The following is a 23414-nucleotide window of genomic DNA, read 5'->3' on the forward strand; positions in this document are numbered from 1 at the left end:
TGGTGGCCGCAGCCTGGCGAACCGGCAATGCAGATGCAGCGGTGCATGGCACCGGCTTGCCGGCGATGGGCCGCAGAGCGGCCCCTTGGCAGGTTACTTCGGTGTGCCGTGCACCACACCAGCCGTGTTGTCGAGCAAGCTCTTGGTCGCGGTCTGGATAAACGCTTCGAGCTGCTTGAGCATCTGCGGCTGGTCCGGGCTTTCGATCAGCTCGGCCTTGAACTCGCTGCCCAGCTGGTAGCGGTACAGGCGCGGTGTCATGTCCTTGGACTCGATCAGGATGCGGTCACCCTGCACCAGGCCAACGATCTGCTCACTGCCCGACGGCTTGATCATGCCAATGCCCTGGTCGCCCTCAGGCAGGTTGAGCAGGTCGCGGCCCCAGCACTGGTGCCGTGCCTTGCCACCCAAACGGCCCATGATGGTCGGCACGATGTCGACCTGGGTGCCCACGGTGTGGTTGACCGCACCGAACTTCTCCTGGATACCCGGCGCGATCAGCAGCAGCGGCACGTTGAAGCGGCCCAGGTCCAGCTCGGTGACCTGCTGGTGGTTGCCGAAACCATGGTCGCCAACGATGACGAACAAGGTGTCCTTGAAGTACGGCTCCTTGCGCGCCTTCTCGAAGAACTGGCCCAGCGCCCAGTCGGAGTAGCGCATGGCTGTCAGGTGCTCGTCCAGGCGGCCCTGGCCTGTGACCCTCTCCACCGGCAGGTCCTTGGGCAAGGCATACGGCGTGTGATTGGACAGCGTCTGCAGCAGCGCGTAGATCGGCTTGCTGCCATCACGCTTGGCCAGTTCTTCGTGGCCCCGGTCGAACATGTCCTGGTCGGATACGCCCCAGGTCGGGTCGGAGAACACCGGGTCGACGAAGTCGTTGCGGCCGATGAAGGTGGTCATGCCCTGGTTGCCGAAGAAACCGGACTGGTTGTCCCAGGCGAAATCACCGTTGTAGACGTACACATCGTCGTAGTCACGAGCGCTCAGCAGCGCCGGCAGGCCCGACAGCTTGTGCCCGCCTTCCGGGGTCTGCATCAGGTATTCGAAGCCCGGCAGGTTGGGGAAGCAGGCCATGGTCGCGAACATGCCCTGGTGGGTATGGGTACCGTTGGAGAAGAAGCGGTCGAACAACACCCCCTCCTTGGCCAGCTTGTCGAAGTACGGAGTGATGTTGTTCGGGCTGCCCAGAGCGCCTACCGAATGGCCGGCGAAGCTCTCCATGAGGATCACCACCACGTTCTTGATCGGCAAGGTGCCTTCGGCCGGCGGCACGAAGTCCCGGCGCACGGGAGCCTCGTCGGTATCGACCAGCGTGTCGTAGGGGGTCAGCAGCTGTTCACGTACCGTCTGCGTAGCCAGGTCCTGCTCCAGCACCGGCTTCCAGATGTTGGCACGATCCTCACCGAAACGGCTCTTGGCAGCGTCGATCAGGGTCAGGGTACCGTTGAGGCCCAGCTGGTTGACGAAGTTGGAGTCGGTAGTGAAGGCATCGCCCCAGCGCATCGGCGGGCCCTGGCGCAGGGTGCCACGGGCGGCAGCCACTGCCACCAGCAGGATGACCATGAACACGGCCAGGCGGTGATACCACGGTGCAACACTGCGCTGCACCGCAACACCATCACCACCGACACCACGGGTCAGGCGGTCGATACCCTTGAACACCAGGCTCAGCAGCCAGGTGCCGAACAGCCAGGCCAGCAGGTAGCGGACCACCGGGAAACCGTACCAGAGCATGCTCATGACGGTTTTCGGGTCTTCCTGGATGTACTGGAAGACCAGGCCGTTGAGGCGCTGGTGGAACTCGCGGTAGAAGTCCAGCTCCATCAGGCCGAGGAACATCACCACGCTCGCGGTGATGGTCAGCCAGAGGCGGAACAGGCCACGCCGGGCCATGGCCCATGGGCTCAGGGTTGCCAGCAACAACGGGATGCTCAGGTACACCACCACGCGCAGGTCGAAGCGCAAACCGTTGAAGAAGCCTTCGGCAACGGTGGAGTAAGGGGTGTCGCCGATCATGTCGCTGTTGTAGACCAGCAGCGCCAGGCGCACCAGGCTGAGCATCAGCATGATCACCAGGGCACACAACAGCGTATAGGCCAAGTGCGATTTCAAGGTCGGCGAAAAGGCTCGCGCGCCCTGTTGGTTCAAGGCATCCGTGTTAGCCATGAATGGGGAGATCCTAGGATTGCGTGTTTGCGGGATGGCGCCGGCGTTAGACCAACGCAGCATTGTGCGGGTGCGGATTCTCTTTAAACCAATGTGAAAATTTTGTCACGAGGCTGTTGCTGGTTTTGTCTGCGCCAGCAAAATGCCCCTATCCAAGGCGGACACTGCCCCTGGGGCCGGCAATGGCCCAGATCACCAGGCCGATCACCGGCAGCAAGGCGATCAGCAGGATCCACAGCAGTTTGACCCCCAGCTTGGTGCCGCTCTTGATCACATTGAGGATTGCCCAGATATCCAGCGCCAGAATGATCAGGCCAACCAGCCCGTTGAACGTCGAACCCATGGCAAAAACTCCGTTGTAACGTCACTGTGGCCGGGCATAGTCAGCTATCACGTCGATAGAAGGGAATCCTTGGCCTGCCGTGCCTGTCACTGGATAGACTGCAAGCATTCACAGATTCGAGGTTCGCATGCCCCCAGCACAGACCCAAACCCCCGCCTCGCACTCCTTGTTGAGTGCCTGGCGCCAGCAGGCAGCCAACACGCCGTGGCTCAGCGCGGGCCTGGGCGTGAGCTTGCTGGCGATCATCGTGCTGCTGGCGGCGAGTTTCTGGAACGCCGTCAACGGCGAACATGCCGACAACCTGCACCTGGCGCTGCTCGGCGGGCTGTCCGGCTTCGGTGCCACGGCGCTGGGCGCTGTACTGGCCGTGGTGCTGCGCGATGTCAGCGCACGCAGCCAGGACGTGATGCTCGGCTTTGCGGCGGGCATGATGCTGGCCGCCAGTTCGTTTTCACTGATTTTGCCGGGGCTCGAGGCTGCCGGCGAAATTACCGGCAACGGCCCGGCCGCCGCCTTTACCGTGGTGCTGGGCATGGGCCTGGGTGTGCTGCTGATGCTCGGGCTCGACCGCTTCACCCCACACGAACACGAAAGCACAGGCCCCTGCGGCCCCCAGGCTGAGCGCGTCAGCCGGGTGTGGTTATTCGTGCTGGCGATCACCTTGCACAACCTGCCCGAGGGCATGGCCATTGGCGTGAGCTTTACCAATGGCGACATGACGGTCGGCCTGCCACTGACCAGCGCCATCGCCATTCAGGACATCCCCGAGGGGTTGGCGGTGGCGCTTGCCTTGCGTGCGACCGGGTTGTCCAACTTCAAGGCCGCGCTGGTGGCGATTGGCTCGGGCCTGATGGAGCCCTTGGGCGCGGTGATCGGGCTGGGGATCTCCACTGGTTTCGCCCTCGCCTACCCCATCAGCATGGGGCTGGCGGCAGGGGCGATGCTGTTCGTGGTGTCTCACGAGGTGATACCCGAGACTCACCGCAATGGGCATCAGACGGCGGCCACGCTGGGGCTGATGGGCGGGTTTGCGGTGATGATGTTTCTGGATACTGCGCTGGGTTGAACAGCGCAGGATGGCGCCGGCTTGCCGGCGATAGGGCCGGTGGCCACAGCCCTGAACGTCAGACGTGAACAGCGACCTTCAACGCCTCCAAGGCAGGCTCTACCTTGATCCCCAGCTCAGCCCCCAGTTCCTGCACCCGCGCCAGGTCATTCTGGCCAACCATCACCACCTGCAGCTCATCATCGAGCAACTGGCTGAAGTTGAGCAGCACATAACCACCAGCCTCTTTGTTCAACGCGGCCATCTGCACCTGGATGCGATTGAGCGCCGTCAACGGCTCGGTACGCGCAAGCTGCTTGGGCTTGAGGGTGAACGGTACGCTCTTGTCGAACGAACCGCAGATGTGCTGGAACAGCTCCTGATAGCTGTCGGCCTGGAACACCACGGTATCCGGCAGGCTGCCGAGCACTACCCACTCCCCCAGCGGGATCGGGAAGCTGTCGTCGTAATTGATGTCCGGGTTGGCGGCGAGGAAGGCAGCGGGGTCGGCGTAGGCCTGCGCGGCCTCGTCGGCGATGCGCTCGATGTCTTCATCGCGCATGCAGCCGGCGCCGATCAGGCTGATGAATTCGAGCAACTGGTTTTTCATGAAGGGGGCCTGCGACGGGTGAAAAGTCGCCAAGGATAGCCGCAAACGCCCCCAGGCAGTTAGCCGGCTAGCGCCTGCAAGCGCGCAGCGGTGTCGGCTGCGCCCATGGTATTCGCCGCCATCAGCGCAGTGGCACCGCGCGCATCCTGGCGTGCCGGGTCGGCCCCCTGGGCCAGCAGGTGGTCAAGAATCTCTACACGGTTGAACATCGCCGCCAGCATCAGCGCGGTACGCCCATCCTGCGCAGCGGCGTCGACCGGCACGCCGTGGTCCAGCAAAAGCTGAATCATGGCGAGGTCACCCTTGAACGCAGCACCCGCGATCGGAAGCTGGCCGTTGTCGTTGGCAACCAGCGGGTCGGCGCCATGGCTCAGCAATACACGAACCGCATCATGGTGGCCATGGTAGCTGGCCAACATCAGCAGCGTGTCGCCTTTATGGTTGCGCAGATTGGCCGGCAAGCCACTGGCCAGAAGACGCTCGAGCATTTCGGCATCCCCCTGGCGGGCACGCTCGAAGACCTGCTCGGCGAACGCTGCGGTCTCGTCATCGGTCATGGCGGCGGGTGCTTGTTGTTCAGACATCTGGAACCTCCTGGCAGAAAAGATTGCCCAAGTGTTTGTCAGGCAAGCCAAGCAGGTCAAAGGTTCAGAATCTATAGCGTCGATAGGCATCGACCACCTCGTGCAAAATGCACTGTGCAAAATGCACGACCATGCAGCCTGCACGGAACCACCTTTCGGTAGATTCACCTAAAGCGCTGAAAATAAAGGATTTTTTCTAAGATCGAGGTTTGGCACGGTCACTGCAATTATCAACTCACGTCTGCCCACACATCAGTCAGGAGTTGATATGGACCTCATTCAGGAAAAGTTCGTCTCGGTGTTCTCGGCCTACCAGGTCACCACCCAGCCTCGCCCCGATGGCGGCATCCTGCTGACGCTGCGCGCCACTGATGGCCGGGTTACCCGTCGCGTGCTGACCTACGGGCAACTGCACAGCGCCGAACAGCTGTCCTGGGCGATCAGCGCCATCCGCCGCGACCTGGCCGAGCAAGCCAGTGAATTGCCGGTAATTTCGATGCTGCAAAGCCAGCAGCGGTTCGCGCTGCCGACCTATCGTTGAGTTTTGTCTGCACCGGCCGCTCGCGGGTAAACCTGCGCCCTCAGAAACTGCATTGCCCATAGGGATGGCGGGGTTTCTGTAGGCACAGGCTTGCCCACGAGGGGCCGGAGCGGACACTAGAACTCGTCGATACCTGCGTACGCCCGCGCTGTTTCATCCCCGGTAAAGCGTGGCTCTACGCCCTGCTCACTGGTGTACACACGCAGTGCCAGGCAAAACGGATTATCCCCCAGCTCCACCCAGCGCCGGCTCCCTGCCGGGATCACCAGCTGGTCACCTTTCTCACACACCAGCGCATACACATAGTCACCCAGGCGCAGCCCGATCTGGGCGCGGCCTGTAATCACGGCAAACACTTCGTCAACGTCATGCACATGCTCATCGCGCAAGTCGACCTGCGCCGGGTCGGCACCGTCGCGGTTGAGCACACTGAAGGCTGTGCAGCCTTGGGCAGTCATCAGCCGGTCGAGGTGTTCGCGGCAGGTGCTCATCACCTCTTCCTCGCTGCTGCCTGGCCGAATGCGCAGCGCCAGCGCAGCGTGGTCAAAACGCACGCCCTGCTCTGCCAACGTTGCGGCAATGTCGTCGTGGTGGGTCAATACCTTGTTCGGCAAGGCCGGGCTGGACGGGTGGAATACACAGAGGATGCTCATCAGCGTCAGGTCCTGGTCGATTTCGAACGAGTGGCAATGATAACGGCTGCCGCAAGCGCTGCGGCGCTGGCCATACCAAAGGTGAACGTGGGGCCCAGCAGCTTCCAGCTGTAGCCCGAATACAATGCCCCCAGCGCACCGCCGGTGCCCGACAGCGCCGCATACAATGCCTGGCCCTGGCCTTGCTGACGGGCACCGAAGCTGGCCTGGACGAACGCGATGGAGGCGGCATGGAAGCAGCCGAACGTGGCCGCGTGCAGCACCTGGGCGAAAACCAACACACCCGGCTCGCCCGCCAGGTTACCCAGCAGCAGCCAGCGCAGGGCGGCCAACAGGAAGCTGGCCAGCAGCACTTGCTGCACACTGAAGCGCGTGAAGATGCGGCTCATGGCCATGAAGACAAGAACTTCGGCCACCACTCCCAGCGCCCAGAGCAGGCCGATGGCACTGCGGCTGTAGCCCAGGTGTTCCAGGTGCAGCGTGAGGAAGGTGTAGTAAGGCCCATGGCTGAGCTGCATCAATGCCACGCAGAGGTAGAAGGCAACCACCCCAGGCGCCCGCAACTGGCGCAGAAAGCCGCCCGCGCCGCGCCGCTCGCCCTGCTCCACCGGCTGGGCATTGGGCACCCACAGGCTGGCCGCGACGATGCCCGCCATGATGGTCACCAGGGCGACCGGGTAGATATCGAGGCTCAGCCATTCGAACAATCGCCCAAGCCCGACCACGGTGAGGATGAAACCGATCGAACCCCACAGGCGCACCTGGCTGTAGCGCGCCGTCTGCCCGTGCAGATGGGCCAGGGTGATCACCTCGAACTGCGGCAGCACCGCATGCCAGAAGAACGCGTGCAGGGCCATGACCATCGCCAGCCAGGCATAGCTTTTGCCGAAGAAGATCAGTGCAAAGGTGGCCAGGGTACACAGCGCGCCGAGGCGCACGATCAGCAGCCGCTGGCCGCTGCGATCACCCAACCAGCCCCACAGGTTGGGGGCGACGCAGCGCATCAGCATGGGGATGGCCACCAGCTCGCCGATACGCGCCGGGGGGAAGCCGAGGTGGTCGAAGTACAGGGCCAGGAATGGGGCTGTCGAACCCAGGAGAGCGAAGTAGAAGAGGTAGAAGCTGGACAGGCGCCAGTAGGGGATTGCAGTCATCAGGGCTCAGCCAGAAAGGGATAGTGCCTGTACCGGCCCTATCGCCGGCAAGCCGGCTCCCACTGGGGCAGCACGTGAAATCAGAGCTGGGCCACACAGGGACAGCACTGTGAAATCAGAGCTGGGCCCACTGGGACAGCACTGTGAAACCTGAGCTGGGCCCACTGGACCAGCACTGTGAAATCAGAGCTGGCCCCGCTGGACATTGCGGGGCAGCTGTCTTGCTCAGCTTCTAAAAGCTGGCGCGATCCCTGTGGGAGCCGGCTTGCCGGCGATGAGGCCGGTACTGTCGAATCAGAGCTGGCGCAGAACCGGAGTAGCGACCTTCACTTCGGCATTCTGCGCCCGGTGACGCAGCAGGTGATCCATCAGCACGATGGCCATCATCGCCTCGGCGATCGGCGTTGCGCGAATGCCAACGCACGGGTCATGACGGCCTTTGGTGACGACATCGACCGGGTTGCCGTCCACGTCGATCGAGCGGCCCGGCACGGTGATGCTGGAGGTCGGCTTGAGCGCCAGGTGGGCGACGATCGGCTGGCCCGAGCTGATACCGCCCAGAATCCCCCCCGCATTATTGCTGAGGAAGCCTTCAGGGGTCAGCTCGTCGCGGTGCTCGGTGCCGCGCTGGGCGATGCTGGCGAAGCCGGCACCGATTTCAACGCCCTTCACCGCGTTGATGCTCATCAGCGCATGGGCCAGCTCCGCGTCCAGGCGATCGAAAATCGGCTCACCCAGGCCCGGCATCACGCCCTCGGCCACCACGGTGATTTTCGCCCCAACCGAGTCCTGGTCGCGGCGCAGCTGGTCCATGTAAGCCTCCAGCTCTGGCACCTTGTCCGGGTCGGGGCTGAAGAAGGCGTTGTTTTGCACCGAATCCCAGGTCTTGAAGGGGATTTCGATCGGCCCCAACTGGCTCATGTAGCCGCGCACCTGAATGCCCTGGGTGGCCAGGTACTTCTTGGCAATGGCACCGGCCGCCACGCGCATGGCAGTTTCACGGGCCGAGCTGCGGCCACCGCCGCGGTAGTCGCGGATGCCATATTTGTGGTGGTAGGTGTAGTCGGCGTGGGCCGGGCGGAACAGGTCCTTGATCGTCGAGTAGTCCTTGGACTTCTGGTCGGTGTTCCGGATCAGCAGGCCGATCGAGCAACCAGTGGTCCGGCCCTCGAACACGCCGGAGAGGATCTCCACTTCGTCCGGTTCCTGGCGCTGGGTGGTGTGCCGGCTGGTACCGGGCTTGCGCCGGTCGAGGTCGTGCTGCAGGTCGGCGAGGGAGAGTTCCAGGCCCGGAGGGCAGCCATCGACAATGGCGACCAACGCCGGGCCATGGCTTTCGCCAGCGGTGGTGACAGTGAACAGCTTGCCGTAGGTATTGCCGGACATGGACGCTCCGCGAGTCTGCCTGAAATTGACGAGAGCAGCAGTATACAGATGGAACGCCGCTCTGTGAGCGCCCTGTCACCGGCTGCCGCCGAGAAGCGATCATCGCCATGCCATCTGCCGAACCTTCCCACGAACATTGGGTCAAACGCCACATCTCCCCATTGTAGTACCGCATGATGCCGCGCTTCGTCGCCCTGTTCCTCCTGCTGTGCACCGGCCTTGCCCAGGCAGCCTCACCCACCGTCCTGCAGCGCCCTATCGACCTGGACACAGGCCAGGGCGTGCTGCATGGCAGCCTGCTGTTGCCGCAGCAGGCCACCCCACCCCCTGTGGTATTGATCATCGCCGGCTCCGGCCCCACCGACCGCGACGGCAACAACCCGGCCTCGGGGCGTATCGACAACCTCAAGCGCCTGGCGCTGCTGCTGGCCAATGAGCACATTGCCAGCGTGCGTTACGACAAGCGCGGCGTCGCCGCCAGCCTGCCGGCCACCCCCGATGAGCGCAACCTCAGTGTCGAGCGCTACGTTGCCGATGTGGTGGCCTGGAGCCGCAAGCTCAAGGCCGACCCGCGCTTTGGCCCGCTGATACTGGTCGGCCACAGCGAAGGCGCACTGATCGCCAGCCTGGCCGCCGAGCAGGCCGGCGCCAGCGCGGTAATCACCCTGGCCGGCAGCGGCCGGCCCATCGCCGATGTGCTGCGCGAGCAACTGGCGCAGCGCATGCCACCCGCGCAACTGGCCCGCACCAGCGCCCTGCTCGACCGCCTGCAGGCCGGGCAGACCAGCCTGGATGTCCCCGCGCCCCTGCGTCAGGTTTTCCGCCCCAGCGTGCAGCCCTACCTGATCTCACTGTTCCGCCAGGACCCGGCCAAGGCCTTCGCCCGCCTGCCGATGCCGGCGCTGATCATCCAGGGCCGCAACGACGTGCAGGTCGATGTGGCCGATGCCGAACGCCTGAAGGCGGCCAAACCCGATGCCCAGCTGGTACTGATCGACGGCATGAACCACATGCTGCGCATCAGCCCCAAAGCCATGAGCGAACAGCGCGACAGCTACCTGAACCCTGAACTGCCGCTGGCCCGTGAGCTGGGTCAGCGGGTGGTGACGTTCATTCATCAGTTGCCCTCAGCCTGAGGAGATCGCTGCACAATGGCCTCAGGTCCTGGGCGATACGGCCGATAAGCTAGGTATTGGCTTGCATGTGAGAACGCCCTGATGACCGACGCCCCCGCCGCCGTAGAGCCGGCCGAAGAGCCGCAAGCCCCGGACAGCCCCGTGCTGCCCTGGGCTGACCTGGCAGTAGAACACTTTCAGCTGCTGCGCCTGGCGCCGCTGCCTACCGACCGCAACAGCGGCGCACGGCCGCTGCGTTTCGTCGAGTTCGGCCACGCCGAGCGCCACGACAAGGCGCACAGCCTGCTGCGCATGGAAATCCGCCTGCCCGGGCAGAAGGTGCGCAAGGAGCAGAACCAACTGGATGTGCGGGTGGACCACCTCGAGCGGCGGGTGAGCCTCGGCAGCGACAGCGGTCTGCAGCTGGAGCCACTGAACCGCGGCCTGGGGCGCTTCATGCTGGCCCAGGCGGTGCAGTGGTTGCAGCGCAAGTGGCCGCATTACCACATTGAAGGCGTGGCGCTGCCGAACAAGGACGCGCTGAACGAGGACACGCGCCTGCGCCGCGACCGCTTCCTGACCGCGACCGGCCTTGAGGTCGAGTACACCGACGGGCAGCACCTCAAAGGCCGCACGGTGGAGGCCACCGTCGGGCAGCTCAAGGGCGGCTGGAACAGTGAGAAAGTGCAACGGGTGACCATGCTCGAAGCGGCCGGGATGCTGCAGCAGGCCGAGCAGAACCTTTTGGAAAAGGAAGCGCAACTGCGCGAGCGCGATGAGCGGGTGGCCAAGTACCGCCGCGAGGATAGCGGGCTGCGCTTTACCATTACCTGCCTGGTGGCGTTCGCGGTGTTCCAGGCAGGGTTGCTGATCTGGATTGCCACCCGCTAGCGCGGGCGGGTGCATGCCACGGGTGTTGCAGCGGTTGAGACCGTGCAACCTGGGCATGCCCCTATCCCGTCAAGCCCCGATCAGAGGCGGGCCTTGAACAGTTCCTGATGCTGCCGGCACTGCTCTGCCGTCAGCATGAACACCCCATGCCCACCGCGCTCGAAGTCCAGCCAGGCGAAGTCGACCTCCGGGTACAGTTGCTCGACATGCACCTGGCTATTGCCCACCTCGACAATCAGCAGGCCCTTCTCAGTCAAGTGCTCGGCCGCCTCGGCCAACATGCGCCGCACCAGGTCCAGGCCATCGTTGCCGCAGGCCAGGCCCATCTTCGGCTCGTGGTGATACTCGGCCGGCATGTCGCCGAAGTCCTCGGCATCGACATACGGCGGGTTGGACAGGATCAGGTCGAAGCGCTGCCCCGGCAGGCCCGCAAAGCCGTCGCCCTGCACCGTGTACACACGCTCGTCCAGGCCATGGCGTTCGATGTTCTGGTTGGCCACTTCAAGCGCTTCGAAGGACAGGTCGGCCAACACCACCTCGGCCTCGGGGAACACCTCGGCCGCCACGATACCGATGCAACCCGAGCCGGTGCACAGGTCGAGAATGCGCGCAGGCTCGCTGGCCAGCCACGGCTCGAAGCGATTTTCGATCAGCTCGCCGATCGGCGAACGCGGTACCAGCACACGCTCGTCCACGATGAATGACATACCGCAGAACCACGCCTCACCCAACAGGTATGCCGTGGGTACACGGTCTTCGATACGGCGCTTGAGCAGGTGCTGCAGGCGTACACGCTCGTCGTCCTCAAGCTGGCAATCCAGGTAGCTGTCGGCGATTTCCCACGGCAGGTGCACGGCGCCCAGCACCAGCAGGCGGGCTTCATCCCAGGCGTTGTCGGCACCATGGCCGAAAAACAGCTCGTGCTCGTGGAAGCGGCTGACTGCCCAGCGGATATGGTCGCGCAGGGTGCGCAGACGAGATGTGATCACGGGGTACTCCTATTGATATCTGGACAAAAGTCTAACAGCCCGCACCGCACAAATGTTCCTGCGGATCGCCCGGCGGGTAGCCACAGGCCAGTAACTGCGCAGGTTTGGTTGTCAACCATTCCCATTGGCGCCAAGGCAAGGGAGAATAGCGATACAAAAGCCCTTCCAAGGAGCCCTTGATGTCCGTTCCAACCACGATGTTCCGCCTCACTGGTCGCGATTACCCGCCGGCCAAGCTGAGCCAAGCCAGCCTGATCGTCATCGATGCGCAAAAAGAGTACCTCAGTGGTCCGCTCGCGCTGTCGGGCATGGACGAGGCCGTGGCCAACATCGCCAGGTTGCTCGACGCCGCCCGCAAGGCTGGCCGTCCGATCATCCACGTCCGCCACCTCGGTACCGTCGGCGGTCGCTTCGACCCACAAGGCCCTGCCGGTGAATTCATCCCGGGGCTGGAGCCACGCGACGGTGAAATAATCATCGAAAAGCGCATGCCAAATGCCTTCAAGAACACCAAGCTGCACGAAACCCTGCAGGAGCTGGGGCACCTGGACCTGATCGTCTGCGGCTTCATGAGCCATTCCAGCGTCAGCACCACCGTACGCCGGGCCAAGGACTATGGTTATCGTTGCACCCTGGTGCAAGACGCTTCGGCGACCCGCGACCTGGCCTTGAAAGACCGCGTGATTCCCGCTGCGCAGATTCACGAGTGCGAAATGGCCGTCATGGCCGACAACTTCGCCTGCGTCGCCCCCACCGCCAGCCTGATCTGAGCCTGGCGAGCTGACCACCGCCCGGCAGCCGGGCGGAACCAGGGGGCCGGTTGCGGGTCGAATTCCGGATATCCACAGAGGAAATCGGAATGAAACTCAAAGGCAGTTTCGACGCCAAACGCCTGCGCCAGCGCCAACCAAGCAACTGGGGCGCCCGCCTGGCCGCCGGCCTGTCGGCGCTGCTAGCCACCTTCGGTGTGCTGCTGGCCATGGCCGGCATCGCTGGGCTGCTGGGTAATTACCCAGCCTTTGCCGAGTTCAATGCCAACCGCCCGCTTTCGATTACCCTGAGCGTGGCCGGGCTGTTGCTGCTGTACCTGGGCGTGCGCTTCTGGCGGCGCAGCCGCATTCGCCTGCGCCGCGGGCGGGAGCTGAACATGTCGCCGCACCTGATGAAGAAGCACGACTGAACGCTTTGCCCAAGCGCCCCTGCCCGGCCGAGGGCAGGGGCATTGCTGACGCCACAGGGTTGATCGCGTAAACTACGCCGCCCACGTGGAGGCACCATGCAAGACGACGATTTTTCCCTGTTCAGCGCCGAGGTGCGCGGCGTCAAGCCGATCAAGCACGACCGTGCCGAGGTCGGCAAACCCAAGGCTGACCGCAAGCAGCTGGCTGGCCTGCGCCAGGCGGCGACCGTGCGCAGTGACCAGACGTTGGTGATCGACGGGCTGTCCGACCAGTTCGTGATCGACGTGGGTGCCGAAGACGAGTTGATGTGGCGCCGCGACGGCGTGCAGGAAACCCAGCTGCGCAAGCTCAAACTCGGCCAAATCGCCTTCGAGGGTAGCCTCGACCTGCACGGCATGACGGTCGAGAAGGCCCGCGAAACCCTGTGGGCGTTCATTGCCGAGGCTACCAAGCTGGAAGTACGCTGCGTGCGCGTGACCCACGGCAAGGCCGCACGCCTGGATGGCAAGCGCCCAATGATCAAGAGCCACGTCAACACCTGGCTGCGCCAGCACCCGCAGGTGCTCGGTTTCACCTCCTGCCAGGCTCGCCATGGCGGCACCGGTGCCGTGTACGTAATGCTCAAACGAACCATGATGGAAGGCCGCGACGAGTAACGCCGCGCTTGCAGCGCAGGCTTTGCCGCCGTAACCTTCGTTTTTGCGATTTTTTCCCACAGGTAGATACATGTCCCTGGAACAGAACTACACCGAGATCCTCAGCCAGATCGGCGAGGACGTCTCCCGTGAGGGCCTGCTCGACACGCCCAAGCGGGCTGCAAAGGCCATGAAGTACCTTTGCCGCGGTTATGAGCAGACGCTGGAAGAAGTGACCAACGGCGCACTGTTCACCTCCGACAACAGCGAAATGGTGCTGGTCCGGGACATCGAGCTGTATTCGATGTGCGAACACCACATGCTGCCGTTCATTGGCAAGGCGCACGTGGCCTACCTGCCCAAGGGCAAGGTACTGGGCCTGTCCAAGGTCGCGCGGATCGTCGACATGTACGCCCGCCGCCTGCAGATCCAGGAAAACCTCAGCCGCCAGATCGCCGATGCCGTGCAGCAGGTGACCGGCGCTGCCGGCGTAGCGGTCGTTATCGAAGCCAAGCACATGTGCATGATGATGCGCGGTGTGGAGAAGCAGAACTCGACCATGCTCACTTCGGTGATGCTTGGCGAATTCCGCGACAACCCGGCCACGCGCATGGAGTTCCTCGGCCTGATCAAATGATCGGCGCGTGACCCGAGCCGGCCCTGTGGGTCGGCTTTTTCTTTTCAGGAGTTGCAGATGATCGTCAAAGCCTTGCGGGTCGGCCTCGGCCAGCTCATCGTGTTCGGCGACCTGATCAGCCGCCCGGCCAAGCGCAAGCGTGATGCCGCGGCCCAGGCGCAGGTCGAGCAGCAGGCCAAGGGCCTTGCGCTGTACCAGTTCCATGCGTGCCCGTTCTGCGTGAAAACCCGCCGCACCCTGCACCGCCTGAATGTGCCAGTGGCGTTGCGCGATGCCAAGAACGACCCGGAGCACCGCCAGGCGCTGCTCGAAGGTGGCGGCCGGGTGAAAGTGCCGTGCTTGCGCATTGAAGAGCAAGGCAATGTGACCTGGATGTATGAGTCCAAGGCAATCATTGCCTACCTGGACAAGCGCTTCGCGTCGGCCTGATACACCGTATTGGCCCGATCGCCGGCAAGCCGGCTCCCACACGGATGGTGTTGGCTTCCAGGGATAAGGTAAGGCAGTTGCTCGCACCGCTACCGCGCAGTGCTCAAGGCCTGCGCTTTACCTGTGCAAGCAACCGTCTTGCCCACTCTCTAAAAGCCGGCGCAAAACCATGTGGGAGCCGGCTTGCCGGCGATAGGGCCGGTAATGCCTCAGCCCACCATCGGCACATGCCGAGGATGCGCTGCCACCCGGTCCAACCAAGCCCGCACCCCCGGGTACTCTGCCAGGTCAAACCCACCCTGATGCGCCACATGGGTGTAGGCATACAACGCCACATCGGCAATCGAATACTGCTCGCCCACCAGATACGGCGTCATCTGCAACTGCCGCTCCATCACCTTCAATGCCTTGTAGCCGCCCTTGTGCAGCTTGCGGTATTCGTCCACACGCTCATCAGGCAACCCCAGGTAGAACTGGATGAACCGCGCCACGGCTATGTACGGCTCATGGCTGTACTGCTCGAAAAACTGCCACTGCAGTACCTGGGTACGCAAGCGCGGCTCGCTGGGCAGGTACTCGCTGCCATCTGCCAGGAAATTGAGAATGGCGTTGGACTCCCACAGGCAGGTGCCGTCCTCCAGCTGCAGCACCGGCACCTTGCCATTGGGGTTCATCGCCAGAAATTCAGGCGTTTGGGTCTCGCCCTTGAGGATATCCACCGGATGCCATTCATAAGGGCTGTCCAGCAGGCTGAGCATCAGCTTGACCTTGTAACAGTTGCCCGACTGGTAGTCGCCATAGACCTTGTACATCGCCCCTTCCCTCCCATGCAGTTGCGCAATCGTGCCCAATAGTTGGCGACTGTACGGCTAAAAGCAATGCCCGCTGTATCGCAAGGATCAATCCAGCGCGCGTTAGTCTGCAAAAACTGCTTACACATGGACAAGGACTCACCCCATGACCGATGCCACCTCCGCACGCCTGCGGCCCCTGGCAGACAGCTCACCGTCGGCCGTCGTCGCCGGCTTCATCGCCATGCTCACCGGCTACACCAGCTCGCTGGTGCTGATGTTCCAGGCTGGCCAGGCCGCGGGCCTTTCGACGGCGCAGATCTCGTCGTGGATCTGGGCCCTGTCCATCGGCATGGCGGTCTGCAGCATCGGCCTGTCACTGCGCTACCGCACCCCGATCACCGTAGCCTGGTCGACGCCCGGCGCTGCGCTGTTGATCACCAGTCTGGGCGGGGTCAGCTACGGTGAAGCCATCGGTGCCTACATCACCTGTGCCGTGCTGGTGCTCGTCTGCGGCCTGACCGGCAGCTTCGAACGCCTGGTCAAACGTATCCCGGCATCACTGGCCTCGGCCTTACTGGCCGGCATCCTGTTCAAGATCGGCAGTGAAATCTTCGTCGCCGCGCAGCACCGCACGCTGCTGGTGCTGGGCATGTTCTTCAGTTACCTGCTGGTCAAACGCCTGTCGCCACGCTACTGCGTGCTGGCAGCGTTACTGGTGGGCACGGCGCTGTCCGGCGCACTGGGCTTGCTGGACTTCAGCGGCTTCCAGCTGGAAGTGGCCACCCCGGTGTGGACCACACCCAGCTTCTCGCTGGCCGCGACCATCAGCATCGGCATCCCACTGTTCGTGGTGGCCATGACCTCGCAAAACATGCCGGGCGTGGCCGTGTTGCGTGCCGATGGTTATCAGGTGCCGGCCTCGCCATTGATCTCAGCCACGGGCTTTGCCTCACTGCTGCTGGCGCCGTTCGGCTCGCACGGGGTCAACCTGGCGGCCATCAGCGCGGCGATCTGCACTGGGCCGCATGCTCATGAAGACCCTGCCAAGCGCTATACAGCAGCAGTGTGGTGCGGGATTTTCTACGGCATTGCCGGGGTGTTCGGCGCCACCCTGGCGGCGTTGTTCGCTGCATTGCCGAAGGAGCTGGTGCTGTCGATTGCGGCATTGGCGCTGTTCGGCTCGATCATGAACGGCCTGACGGTGGCGATGGGTGAGGCGCGCGAGCGAGAGGCCGCGCTGATCACCTTCATGGTCACGGCTTCGGGGTTGACCCTGTTTTCGATTGGCTCGGCATTCTGGGGGATTGTGGCGGGGGTGCTGACCCTGCTGATTCTCAGCCCGCGCAGGGGGTGATCGAAGGGGGCTGTGCCAGCCCCATCGCCGGCTTGCTGGCGATAGGGCCGGTACAGACGATCACAAACGGAAATGCCCCACCATCCCCTTCAGGTCACTGCCCAACTGCGCCAACTCGATACTTGACCGGGCGTTGCCCTGCATGGCCAACGCCGCCTGATCGGCACTCCCACGGATCTGGGTAACGCTGCGACTGATCTCCTCAGCCACCGAGCTCTGCTGCTCTGCCGCCGCAGCAATCTGCTGGTTCATCTGCTGAATCAAAGACACCGCCGCCGCAATACTGCCCAAGGCGCTTTCGGTTTGCAGCGCATCGGCCACCGCCAGGCGTACCAGGTCGGTACTGCCACGGATCTGCGCCACCGACTGCTGGGCATTGCCGCGCAGGCTGGCAACCAACCGCTCGATCTCCTCGGTGGACTGGCGGGTACGCCGCGCCAGCGCCCGCACCTCATCGGCCACCACAGCAAAACCACGCCCCTGCTCGCCCGCCCGCGCCGCTTCGATGGCGGCATTGAGCGCCAGCAGGTTGGTCTGCTCGGCGACACTCTTGATCACTTCCAGCACATCGCCAATGGTGTGGATCTCGGCGCTCAGGCTGTCGATACCAGCGCTGGCCGCCTCCGCCGCCGCCGCCAGTTGCTCGATCCGCTGCATGCTCTGGCGCACCACCACCTGGCCCGAATCAACCTTCTCGTCAGCAGCCTGCGCCGCCAGTGCTGCCTCTTCAGCATTGCGCGCCACATCGTGCACGGTGGCGGTCATCTGCTGCATGGCGGTAGCCACTTGCTCGGTCTCTTCCTTCTGGCTGCCCACTTCGCGGTTGGTCTGCTCCGTCACCGCAGACAGCGCCTGGGCACTGCCAGCCAGTTGCTCGATGCCTTGCTGCAAGCCGCTGACGATGCCCGACAGCCCGGCAGCCATCTGCTGCATCGCCTGCATCAACTGGCCCACTTCATCGTTGCGCGCAGCTTCCGCGTCCAGGCTCAACTCCCCGGCAGCGATGCGCTGGGCCCGGCCAATCACCCGTTTGAGCGGGCCGACCACCGCCCGCGTGATCAACCACCCCGCCAGTACACCCACCAGCAGCGCCAGCCCGGTAGCCAAGGCAATGGCCAAGGCATTGCGCGTCAGCTCACCCTGCATCGCTTGCTCGTCCGCCGCATAAGCCCGGTCGACCCGCTGCGTGGCCTGCTCGGCACTCGCCTGCAGCTGCGCCTTGATACCCTGCTCTTTAGCGAGCAGGTCGGTGTATTCATTGAGTTTGTCCGAGAAGCCGGCGATATGCCCCTGCACCTCGCCCAGCACGCTCTGGTAGCCCGCATCGCCAACTGCCGCCTTGAGCTGCTCGACCAGCCCTGCCGCTTCAACGGTCTGGGCGATGCGCCCTGCGCCTGCACCTTCCTCGCCCTTGCGGCTCTGGTCCAGGCGCACACGCGCCTCGTCCATGGCCTGCAGCATCAAGCGAGATACCTGGGCCACCTGCGCGGCCTGCTCCAGGAACTCCCCGCCTTGCTGGCCTTGTGATTGTTTGAGCGTGTAGGTGCCATCATCGGCCAGGCCGGCCTGCAATACATCAAGGTTGTTGGCCACGCTCGAGACCGACCAACTGGCCGTGTCCAGCGCCAGCTCCTTGGCCTGCACCGCTTCGACAAAGGCTTCGAAAGCCTGGCCATACGCCGCCAGGTCCGCTTCGGCCGCCGCCAGAGCCGGCAGGCTGCGGGCACGTTCGCTGAGGTTGTGCAGGCCGCTGCGCAAAGCCTCTGCCTCCTTGATATCGGAGCGCAGGGCAAAGGCCTGTTCATGCTGGCGCAACTTGAGCAGGTCGGTATTGAACTGGCCCAGCTGGCGCAGGCCGCCGAAATGCTGGCCGACGCTGTACAGCGCAGCAATGCCGATAGCCGCCACCGCCAACGTCAGCAGCAGTACCAAGGCAAAGCCCAGGCCCAGCTTGCGGGCCATACCCAGGTTGGCCAGAAAACCCCGCCTGCTCGTCTCCATATGCCGCCCCCTGCTCTGAGGATTAGCCAAAGGCCAAGCGTGGCAATGATTGCGCGGGACTCACAAGGGCTGAAGTGGCCAATAGTGTCAAATAGCTATGAGCGTGTCGCAATCAGCGTGCTGAAGGTCGCCACACATGCGAAAACAAGGCCCCAGCGCGGGACCCTTGCCCATGAACGACATCGATGTGCTGGTTGCAGGTCAGATAGCCGTGGCCCCGCCATCCACCGTCAGGCTGTGCCCGGTCGTGAACGCCGCCGCATCACTGCACAGGTACAACACGGCACTGGCGATTTCCTCGACCTTGCCGATGCGCCCCACCGGGTGCATTGCGGCCGCGAACTCGGCCTTGCGCGGGTCCGCCTCGTAGGCGCGGCGGAACATGTCGGTATCGATCACCGCCGGGCACACCGCATTCACCCGGATGCCCTTCTTGGCATATTCGATGGCGGCCGATTTGGTCAGGCCGATCACCGCATGCTTGGACGCGCTATAGATGCTCATCTTAGGCGCCGCACCCAAGCCTGCCACCGAGGCGGTGTTGACGATCGCCCCGCCACCCTGGGCCAGCAACAGCGGCAGCTGGTACTTCATGCACAGCCACACCCCTTTGACGTTGACGCCCATGATGGCATCGAACTCTGCCTCGCTGCCCTCGGCCAGGCGCCCCTGCTCGATCTCGATACCGGCATTGTTGTAGGCGTAGTCCAGCCGACCGTAGGCCTGGATGACCTGCTCATGCAGCCGGCGCACATCAGCGTCACGGGTCACGTCACAGGCCACGAACATGGCCTGCCCACCAGCCTCGTTGATCAACGCCACGGTGCCCTCACCACCGACCGGGTCGAGGTCGGCCACCACCACCTTGAGGCCCTCCCCTGCAAATGCCAGCGCCGTCGCCCGGCCGATACCCGCCGCACCGCCAGTGACCAGTGCTACCTGGCCGGAAAAGGTCATGCTCATCGAGTGCTCCAATAATGAGTGCGATTTTCAATGTGATGTGAGGTAGATGTGGGAGCCGCGCTTGCCGGCGATCGAGCGCGCAGCGCTCGCCAGCGCAGCCCCCATAAGGCCCTGCAACAGCCCCACACTTCTGCAGTCGAAGTCTAGTCAGCCTTCTCCCTCACTGGGCAGCATCATCAAGCCAGCGGTTGAGCTACCATGCTTACCAGTGATTTTGCAGACCTGTTGGCATCACCACGTTAAATTTACCCCTCTGCTTCCTGCCCACAAGGACCCCCGCCATGACCCAGACCAACCGCCGTTTCCTGCTGGCCAAACGCCCCACTGGCGCCGTGCGCCGTGACGATTTCACCTTCGAGACGGTCCCTGCCGATGCACCCGGCGAAGGTCAAATCCAGGTACGCAACCTGTACCTGTCGCTGGACCCGGCCATGCGCGGCTGGATGAATGAAGGCAAGTCGTACATCCCACCCGTGGCACTCGGCCAGGTCATGCGCGCCCTGGGCGTAGGCGAAGTGGTGGCCTCCAACCACCCCGACTTCAAACCCGGCGACCATGTCAGCGGCGCCCTCGGCGTGCAGGACTACTTCACCGGCGAGCCCCAGGGCCTGCACAAGATCGACCCCAACCTTGCCCCCCTGCCCCGCTACCTCTCGGCCCTGGGCATGACCGGCATGACCGCCTACTTCGCCCTGCTCGACGTCGGCCAGCCAAAGGCCGGTGACACCGTGGTCATCTCCGGTGCCGCCGGCGCCGTAGGCAGCATCGTCGGCCAGATAGCCAAGATCAAAGGCTGCCGCGTGGTGGGCATTGCCGGCGGCGCGCAGAAATGCCAGTACCTCAAGGATGAACTGGGGTTCGACGGCGTCATCGACTACAAGGCCGAAGACGTGCTGGCCGGCCTGAAGCGCGAATGCCCCAAGGGCGTTGACGTGTACTTCGACAACGTCGGCGGCGAGATCCTCGACGCTGTGCTTACCCGCATCAACTTCAAGGCGCGCATCGTGATCTGCGGCGCGATCAGCCAATACAACAACAAAGAAGCCGTCAAAGGCCCGGCCAACTACCTGGCGCTGCTGGTGAACCGTGCACGCATGGAAGGTTTCGTGGTGATGGACCACGCCAAAGAGTACGGCAAGGCTGCCCAGGAAATCGCCGGCTGGCTGGCCACTGGCAAGGTCAAGAGCAAGGAGGATGTGGTCGAGGGGCTGGAGACCTTCCCAGAAACCCTGCTCAAGCTGTTCAGCGGCGAAAACTTCGGCAAGCTGGTGTTGAAGGTTTGAACTACAAGGGGCCGCTCACGCGGCCCCTTAGCACAGTTTCAGGTTAAGTATCGTTAAGAACCTGTACGAAAAATGTGAAAAAACTGTAGTATTGGATCCACTATCCATGGCTATTTGATACTACGAGGAATGAAGGTGTGGTTGGCGATTCACAGATCTGGCAAAACGAATACCCTCACACTCTGCGCCATCGCGACACCACCCTGCACCTCCAAGCCCCCATTGCCCCGCATACCCGGCAAGCCTTCGAACGCCTGATCGAGCAAAGCGCCAGTGCCAAGCGGGTCAGCGCTCCTCTTGAATGCCCAAAAAGCATGCTGTTCACCAAACGTGAAAAGCTCGATTCGCTGAAAAAAAAGCTGCGCATGCAGCGTGGCCGGCCCAAGCGCAACGGCATGTATGACTGGTCCCTCGAAGAGCTGATCAACACCCGCGAAGCGGCCCGCCGCGGTGCGCGGGTGCCAAAGCTGGTCGGGTATGGCTACAGCCGCTCCCGCTTCGGCGTGATGCAGGATTTTTTCCTCATCACAGAATTACTGAGCGGGCACCAGGATGGCCTGGCAAAAGTGCGCCAAAGGCCCGAGGCAGTCCAGCAGGTGATCGAGGCAGCCTTCGAACTGCTGCATGCCCTGCACGGCCAGGGTGTCACGCACATGGACCTGTGGGCGGCCAATGTCATGCTTCCTCCGGATGAAGGCAAAGCGCAGGCCATCGACCTGGAGAACAGCTTCTCCGGGCCCACGGCTTACATGAGCGAAACCTTGGGCTTTCAGTTCGGCTTTTTCTACTACCGAGAAATTTACCGCTATATAACCGAAGCGGACTATGATGCTGCGGTAGAATGCGCACTGGCCGAGTACTTCCCTGATGTGCAACGCGCAGCCTTCAACCGGGTGTACGCGCTTGCCAAGCATGAGGAAATCGGGCGCCTGAAGCGCCGCGAAATCTTCACCAGCGGTGTACTCGAAAGTCGTTGGTAGAGCGCCATGGCTACCCCAGACTTCATAGAGTAGAAAATGATCAAGATCACCCAGAACATCGAATGTTCCAATACCGCCCCGTTCGTGCTGTTCGGCGGTATCAACGTCCTTGAGTCCGAGGACCTGGCCCTTACCGCCTGCGCCGAATACGTGCGGGTTACCGAGAAGCTGGGCATTCCTTACGTGTTCAAGGCCAGCTTCGACAAGGCCAACCGTTCCTCGATCCACTCCTACCGTGGCCCGGGCATGGAAGAAGGCCTGCGCATCTTCGAGAAGGTGAAGGCCGAGTTCGGCGTACCGATCATCACCGACGTGCATGAAATCTACCAGTGCGCGCCAGTGGCCGAAGTGGTCGACGTGCTGCAGCTGCCAGCGTTCCTGGCCCGCCAGACCGACCTGGTCGTGGCGCTGGCCAAGACCGGCAAGCCGGTGAACATCAAGAAGCCTCAGTTCCTGAGCCCTTCGCAGATGCAGAACATCGTGCAGAAGTTCAAGGAAGCGGGTAACGACCAATTGATCCTGTGCGACCGCGGTACCTGCATGGGCTACGACAACCTGGTTGTGGACATGCTGGGCTTTGGTGTGATGAAGCGCACCTGCGATGACCTGCCGATCATTTTCGACGTAACCCACGCCCTGCAGAACCGCGACCCTTCGGGTGCTGCTTCGGGTGGCCGCCGCGAACAGGTGGTCGACCTGGCCCGTGCCGGCATGGGCGTTGGCCTGGCTGGCCTGTTCCTGGAAGCCCACCCGAACCCGGACCAGGCCAAGTGCGACGGCCCGAGCGCGTTGCCGCTGGATAAGCTGGAGCCGTTCCTGGCGCAGATCAAGGCGCTGGATGATCTGGTGAAGTCGTTCCCGCCGCTGGTTATTGGTTGAGTCGCTTTGGCGTGATGTGAAAGGGCCGGTACGCGCGCGTACCGGCCCTTTTTGTTTTTGGGCTTGGTGTGGGTATTGCGGCGTGACGGCAATCGAGTGCCCGAAGATCTATGCCAGGCAGCCTCAGCCTTTCATCCCCAACTCGGCATCATCCATCAGCGCCTTGGCCATGGCGCTCAGGTAATGCGAAGCCCAGATCATCATCGGCTTCTCATCCATCAGCCCGATGATGGTCAGCTCCCGCACATACCCCATCAGCTCCGAAGCCTGCTCACGGGCATCCTGGCAAGGTATTCCCGGCTCGATCCGGAACAAGGGATGAGTCTGGTGTTCACCCTGGAAGAACGTGGTCACACCTGCTGTGACATGGCTCAAGTCCTTAGTCATTGCTCTACTCCCTCTTAATGCAGGCTGCTGGTACGTTCCAAGGCCAGCGACAGCGCATCCGACTGACCCCAGGCAATCTGCATGGCCCGCAGGCCGTTTACCATCAACTCCCGGGTGGCTTCGTCTTCTACCGCGTAAAGGGCCATGTGGCAGTGGTTGTAGGCAAGCATCAAATAGTGGGTGACGTTCATGACTACGTGATCGATCGGCACGATGCGCTCGCTGATGGCGCTGGAGAGGGTCTTGTCGGAGGGAAGGTCGAAATGATGGGGTGGATCGGGGACGATTTTTTTCATAGCAATTCCTTGAAGATTAAAGGAGTTGCCACCGCCGTTTCCACACGAAGGGCGACAACTGTACACGGGGTGGAAAACCGAGTCTTCAAGGAACCCCGGCAGGCCTGACGGCCTCCCG

The 23414-nt window shown here is 63.1% G+C and carries 26 protein-coding genes and 1 pseudogene; 13 read left to right on the top strand and 14 right to left on the bottom strand.

Annotated elements, in window-relative coordinates:
• Positions 1-93: 93 nt before the first annotated feature.
• Together ACIPZC_RS24830 and ACIPZC_RS24835 are read right to left on the bottom strand one after the other, a co-directional pair.
• The gene (locus tag ACIPZC_RS24830; RefSeq protein WP_400630134.1) at positions 94-2166 is read right to left on the bottom strand and encodes an LTA synthase family protein; all 2073 of its coding nucleotides are present in this window, start codon (positions 2164-2166) and stop codon (positions 94-96) included.
• Positions 2167-2314: 148 nt separating this feature from the next.
• Positions 2315-2509 (bottom strand): PLDc N-terminal domain-containing protein, encoded by a 195-nt coding sequence (locus tag ACIPZC_RS24835; protein WP_400630136.1) that lies wholly within the window; start codon positions 2507-2509, stop codon positions 2315-2317.
• A 127-nt stretch (positions 2510-2636) separates the two neighbouring features.
• On the opposite strand from ACIPZC_RS24835, the gene ACIPZC_RS24840 reads away from it, so the two are divergent.
• Positions 2637-3575 carry a ZIP family metal transporter gene (locus ACIPZC_RS24840; RefSeq protein WP_400630138.1) on the top strand — a complete coding sequence of 313 codons (939 nt, stop codon included), beginning with the start codon at positions 2637-2639 and terminating at the stop codon, positions 3573-3575.
• Between the two features lie 58 nt (positions 3576-3633).
• On the opposite strand, the gene ACIPZC_RS24845 is transcribed toward ACIPZC_RS24840, so the two are convergent.
• Positions 3634-4164, bottom strand: coding sequence for a hypothetical protein (locus ACIPZC_RS24845; protein ID WP_349976094.1), 531 nt, complete (start codon positions 4162-4164; stop codon positions 3634-3636).
• Positions 4165-4223: 59 nt separating this feature from the next.
• Positions 4224-4748, bottom strand: a complete 525-nt coding sequence (locus ACIPZC_RS24850; protein WP_400630140.1) for an ankyrin repeat domain-containing protein — start codon at positions 4746-4748, stop codon at positions 4224-4226.
• 268 nt (positions 4749-5016) lie between these two features.
• Between ACIPZC_RS24850 and ACIPZC_RS24855 the strand changes: the two genes are divergently transcribed.
• On the top strand, positions 5017-5289 hold the full coding sequence (locus ACIPZC_RS24855) for a DUF3509 domain-containing protein (RefSeq protein ID WP_012313353.1): 273 nt from the start codon (positions 5017-5019) through the stop codon (positions 5287-5289).
• A gap of 116 nt (positions 5290-5405) precedes the next feature.
• On the opposite strand, the gene ACIPZC_RS24860 is transcribed toward ACIPZC_RS24855, so the two are convergent.
• The 3 genes from ACIPZC_RS24860 to aroC all read right to left on the bottom strand — a co-directional run bounded on the left by ACIPZC_RS24860 (position 5406) and on the right by aroC (position 8482).
• Positions 5406-5942 carry an oxidase gene (locus tag ACIPZC_RS24860; protein ID WP_400630142.1) on the bottom strand — a complete coding sequence of 179 codons (537 nt, stop codon included), beginning with the start codon at positions 5940-5942 and terminating at the stop codon, positions 5406-5408.
• Positions 5943-5947: 5 nt separating this feature from the next.
• Positions 5948-7099, bottom strand: a complete 1152-nt coding sequence (locus ACIPZC_RS24865; RefSeq protein WP_241803395.1) for an MFS transporter — start codon at positions 7097-7099, stop codon at positions 5948-5950.
• 291 nt (positions 7100-7390) lie between these two features.
• Positions 7391-8482, bottom strand: coding sequence for a chorismate synthase (gene aroC, locus ACIPZC_RS24870; RefSeq protein ID WP_400630144.1), 1092 nt, complete (start codon positions 8480-8482; stop codon positions 7391-7393).
• Between the two features lie 173 nt (positions 8483-8655).
• On the opposite strand from aroC, the gene ACIPZC_RS24875 reads away from it, so the two are divergent.
• Positions 8656-9618, top strand: coding sequence for an alpha/beta hydrolase (locus tag ACIPZC_RS24875; RefSeq protein ID WP_241802958.1), 963 nt, complete (start codon positions 8656-8658; stop codon positions 9616-9618).
• 81 nt (positions 9619-9699) lie between these two features.
• Positions 9700-10488 (top strand): hypothetical protein, encoded by a 789-nt coding sequence (locus ACIPZC_RS24880; RefSeq protein ID WP_400630146.1) that lies wholly within the window; start codon positions 9700-9702, stop codon positions 10486-10488.
• A gap of 80 nt (positions 10489-10568) precedes the next feature.
• Here ACIPZC_RS24880 and prmB read toward each other — a convergent pair whose 3' ends face one another.
• Positions 10569-11477, bottom strand: coding sequence for a 50S ribosomal protein L3 N(5)-glutamine methyltransferase (prmB, locus tag ACIPZC_RS24885; RefSeq protein ID WP_241802956.1), 909 nt, complete (start codon positions 11475-11477; stop codon positions 10569-10571).
• Between the two features lie 179 nt (positions 11478-11656).
• Here prmB and ACIPZC_RS24890 point away from each other — a divergent pair, with 179 nt between their 5' ends.
• The 5 genes from ACIPZC_RS24890 to ACIPZC_RS24910 all read left to right on the top strand — a co-directional run bounded on the left by ACIPZC_RS24890 (position 11657) and on the right by ACIPZC_RS24910 (position 14359).
• Entirely contained in the window at positions 11657-12247 is a 591-nt protein-coding gene (locus ACIPZC_RS24890; protein WP_012313346.1) for a cysteine hydrolase family protein, read from the top strand.
• An 89-nt stretch (positions 12248-12336) separates the two neighbouring features.
• Positions 12337-12657 carry a hypothetical protein gene (locus ACIPZC_RS24895; RefSeq protein WP_400630148.1) on the top strand — a complete coding sequence of 107 codons (321 nt, stop codon included), beginning with the start codon at positions 12337-12339 and terminating at the stop codon, positions 12655-12657.
• Between the two features lie 96 nt (positions 12658-12753).
• Complete coding sequence (locus ACIPZC_RS24900; RefSeq protein ID WP_241802954.1) at positions 12754-13314, top strand: Smr/MutS family protein; 561 nt, start codon at positions 12754-12756, stop codon at positions 13312-13314.
• 70 nt (positions 13315-13384) lie between these two features.
• Positions 13385-13930, top strand: a complete 546-nt coding sequence (gene folE / locus ACIPZC_RS24905) for a GTP cyclohydrolase I FolE (protein ID WP_241802953.1) — start codon at positions 13385-13387, stop codon at positions 13928-13930.
• Positions 13931-13987: 57 nt separating this feature from the next.
• On the top strand, positions 13988-14359 hold the full coding sequence (locus ACIPZC_RS24910) for a glutaredoxin (RefSeq protein WP_241802952.1): 372 nt from the start codon (positions 13988-13990) through the stop codon (positions 14357-14359).
• 209 nt (positions 14360-14568) lie between these two features.
• Here the strand turns inward: ACIPZC_RS24910 and ACIPZC_RS24915 are convergent, their stop codons facing one another.
• Positions 14569-15171 (bottom strand): glutathione S-transferase family protein, encoded by a 603-nt coding sequence (locus tag ACIPZC_RS24915; RefSeq protein ID WP_267821935.1) that lies wholly within the window; start codon positions 15169-15171, stop codon positions 14569-14571.
• A gap of 145 nt (positions 15172-15316) precedes the next feature.
• Between ACIPZC_RS24915 and ACIPZC_RS24920 the strand changes: the two genes are divergently transcribed.
• Entirely contained in the window at positions 15317-16507 is a 1191-nt protein-coding gene (locus ACIPZC_RS24920; RefSeq protein WP_400630150.1) for a benzoate/H(+) symporter BenE family transporter, read from the top strand.
• A gap of 60 nt (positions 16508-16567) precedes the next feature.
• Here ACIPZC_RS24920 and ACIPZC_RS24925 read toward each other — a convergent pair whose 3' ends face one another.
• From ACIPZC_RS24925 to ACIPZC_RS24935, 3 genes and pseudogenes are all read right to left on the bottom strand, one after another.
• Positions 16568-17449 (bottom strand): methyl-accepting chemotaxis protein, encoded by an 882-nt coding sequence (locus ACIPZC_RS24925; RefSeq protein ID WP_400630164.1) that lies wholly within the window; start codon positions 17447-17449, stop codon positions 16568-16570.
• Positions 17429-18508, bottom strand: a pseudogene (locus ACIPZC_RS24930) (HAMP domain-containing protein); the annotation flags it as partial. The pseudogene ACIPZC_RS24930 and the gene ACIPZC_RS24925, both read right to left, overlap by 21 nt.
• A 201-nt stretch (positions 18509-18709) precedes the next feature.
• Entirely contained in the window at positions 18710-19471 is a 762-nt protein-coding gene (locus tag ACIPZC_RS24935; protein ID WP_349976085.1) for an SDR family oxidoreductase, read from the bottom strand.
• A gap of 281 nt (positions 19472-19752) precedes the next feature.
• Between ACIPZC_RS24935 and ACIPZC_RS24940 the strand changes: the two genes are divergently transcribed.
• The 3 genes from ACIPZC_RS24940 (at position 19753) to kdsA (ending at position 22613) form a co-directional block, all read left to right on the top strand.
• The gene (locus ACIPZC_RS24940) at positions 19753-20754 is read left to right on the top strand and encodes an NADP-dependent oxidoreductase (protein WP_241802946.1); all 1002 of its coding nucleotides are present in this window, start codon (positions 19753-19755) and stop codon (positions 20752-20754) included.
• A 137-nt stretch (positions 20755-20891) separates the two neighbouring features.
• Positions 20892-21734 carry a lipopolysaccharide kinase InaA family protein gene (locus tag ACIPZC_RS24945; RefSeq protein ID WP_400630151.1) on the top strand — a complete coding sequence of 281 codons (843 nt, stop codon included), beginning with the start codon at positions 20892-20894 and terminating at the stop codon, positions 21732-21734.
• Between the two features lie 36 nt (positions 21735-21770).
• Positions 21771-22613, top strand: a complete 843-nt coding sequence (gene kdsA, locus ACIPZC_RS24950; protein ID WP_349976083.1) for a 3-deoxy-8-phosphooctulonate synthase — start codon at positions 21771-21773, stop codon at positions 22611-22613.
• A 123-nt stretch (positions 22614-22736) separates the two neighbouring features.
• Here the strand turns inward: kdsA and ACIPZC_RS24955 are convergent, their stop codons facing one another.
• The gene (locus ACIPZC_RS24955; RefSeq protein WP_241802943.1) at positions 22737-23000 is read right to left on the bottom strand and encodes a DUF3077 domain-containing protein; all 264 of its coding nucleotides are present in this window, start codon (positions 22998-23000) and stop codon (positions 22737-22739) included.
• 14 nt (positions 23001-23014) lie between these two features.
• The gene (locus tag ACIPZC_RS24960; RefSeq protein WP_267821922.1) at positions 23015-23296 is read right to left on the bottom strand and encodes a hypothetical protein; all 282 of its coding nucleotides are present in this window, start codon (positions 23294-23296) and stop codon (positions 23015-23017) included.
• Positions 23297-23414 lie beyond the last annotated feature (118 nt).

The sequence above is a fragment of the Pseudomonas sp. NPDC089743 genome (genome assembly GCF_044748785.1).
Taxonomy (GTDB): Bacteria; Pseudomonadota; Gammaproteobacteria; order Pseudomonadales; family Pseudomonadaceae; genus Aquipseudomonas; species Aquipseudomonas putida_X.

Coding starts and splice junctions, on each gene's coding strand:
- ACIPZC_RS24845 (WP_349976094.1), bottom strand. CDS start 4,164: ATGAAAAACCAGTTGCTCGAATTCATCAGCCTGATCGGCGCCGGCTGC.
- ACIPZC_RS24910 (WP_241802952.1), top strand. CDS start 13,988: ATGATCGTCAAAGCCTTGCGGGTCGGCCTCGGCCAGCTCATCGTGTTC.
- ACIPZC_RS24890 (WP_012313346.1), top strand. CDS start 11,657: ATGTCCGTTCCAACCACGATGTTCCGCCTCACTGGTCGCGATTACCCG.
- ACIPZC_RS24840 (WP_400630138.1), top strand. CDS start 2,637: ATGCCCCCAGCACAGACCCAAACCCCCGCCTCGCACTCCTTGTTGAGT.
- ACIPZC_RS24850 (WP_400630140.1), bottom strand. CDS start 4,748: ATGTCTGAACAACAAGCACCCGCCGCCATGACCGATGACGAGACCGCA.
- folE (WP_241802953.1), top strand. CDS start 13,385: ATGTCCCTGGAACAGAACTACACCGAGATCCTCAGCCAGATCGGCGAG.
- ACIPZC_RS24920 (WP_400630150.1), top strand. CDS start 15,317: ATGACCGATGCCACCTCCGCACGCCTGCGGCCCCTGGCAGACAGCTCA.
- ACIPZC_RS24900 (WP_241802954.1), top strand. CDS start 12,754: ATGCAAGACGACGATTTTTCCCTGTTCAGCGCCGAGGTGCGCGGCGTC.
- ACIPZC_RS24940 (WP_241802946.1), top strand. CDS start 19,753: ATGACCCAGACCAACCGCCGTTTCCTGCTGGCCAAACGCCCCACTGGC.
- ACIPZC_RS24875 (WP_241802958.1), top strand. CDS start 8,656: ATGATGCCGCGCTTCGTCGCCCTGTTCCTCCTGCTGTGCACCGGCCTT.
- ACIPZC_RS24860 (WP_400630142.1), bottom strand. CDS start 5,942: ATGAGCATCCTCTGTGTATTCCACCCGTCCAGCCCGGCCTTGCCGAAC.
- ACIPZC_RS24955 (WP_241802943.1), bottom strand. CDS start 23,000: ATGACTAAGGACTTGAGCCATGTCACAGCAGGTGTGACCACGTTCTTC.
- ACIPZC_RS24915 (WP_267821935.1), bottom strand. CDS start 15,171: ATGTACAAGGTCTATGGCGACTACCAGTCGGGCAACTGTTACAAGGTC.
- ACIPZC_RS24830 (WP_400630134.1), bottom strand. CDS start 2,166: ATGGCTAACACGGATGCCTTGAACCAACAGGGCGCGCGAGCCTTTTCG.
- ACIPZC_RS24925 (WP_400630164.1), bottom strand. CDS start 17,449: ATGCAGGCGATGCAGCAGATGGCTGCCGGGCTGTCGGGCATCGTCAGC.
- ACIPZC_RS24880 (WP_400630146.1), top strand. CDS start 9,700: ATGACCGACGCCCCCGCCGCCGTAGAGCCGGCCGAAGAGCCGCAAGCC.
- ACIPZC_RS24835 (WP_400630136.1), bottom strand. CDS start 2,509: ATGGGTTCGACGTTCAACGGGCTGGTTGGCCTGATCATTCTGGCGCTG.
- ACIPZC_RS24960 (WP_267821922.1), bottom strand. CDS start 23,296: ATGAAAAAAATCGTCCCCGATCCACCCCATCATTTCGACCTTCCCTCC.
- ACIPZC_RS24895 (WP_400630148.1), top strand. CDS start 12,337: ATGAAACTCAAAGGCAGTTTCGACGCCAAACGCCTGCGCCAGCGCCAA.
- kdsA (WP_349976083.1), top strand. CDS start 21,771: ATGATCAAGATCACCCAGAACATCGAATGTTCCAATACCGCCCCGTTC.
- aroC (WP_400630144.1), bottom strand. CDS start 8,482: ATGTCCGGCAATACCTACGGCAAGCTGTTCACTGTCACCACCGCTGGC.
- ACIPZC_RS24935 (WP_349976085.1), bottom strand. CDS start 19,471: ATGAGCATGACCTTTTCCGGCCAGGTAGCACTGGTCACTGGCGGTGCG.
- ACIPZC_RS24855 (WP_012313353.1), top strand. CDS start 5,017: ATGGACCTCATTCAGGAAAAGTTCGTCTCGGTGTTCTCGGCCTACCAG.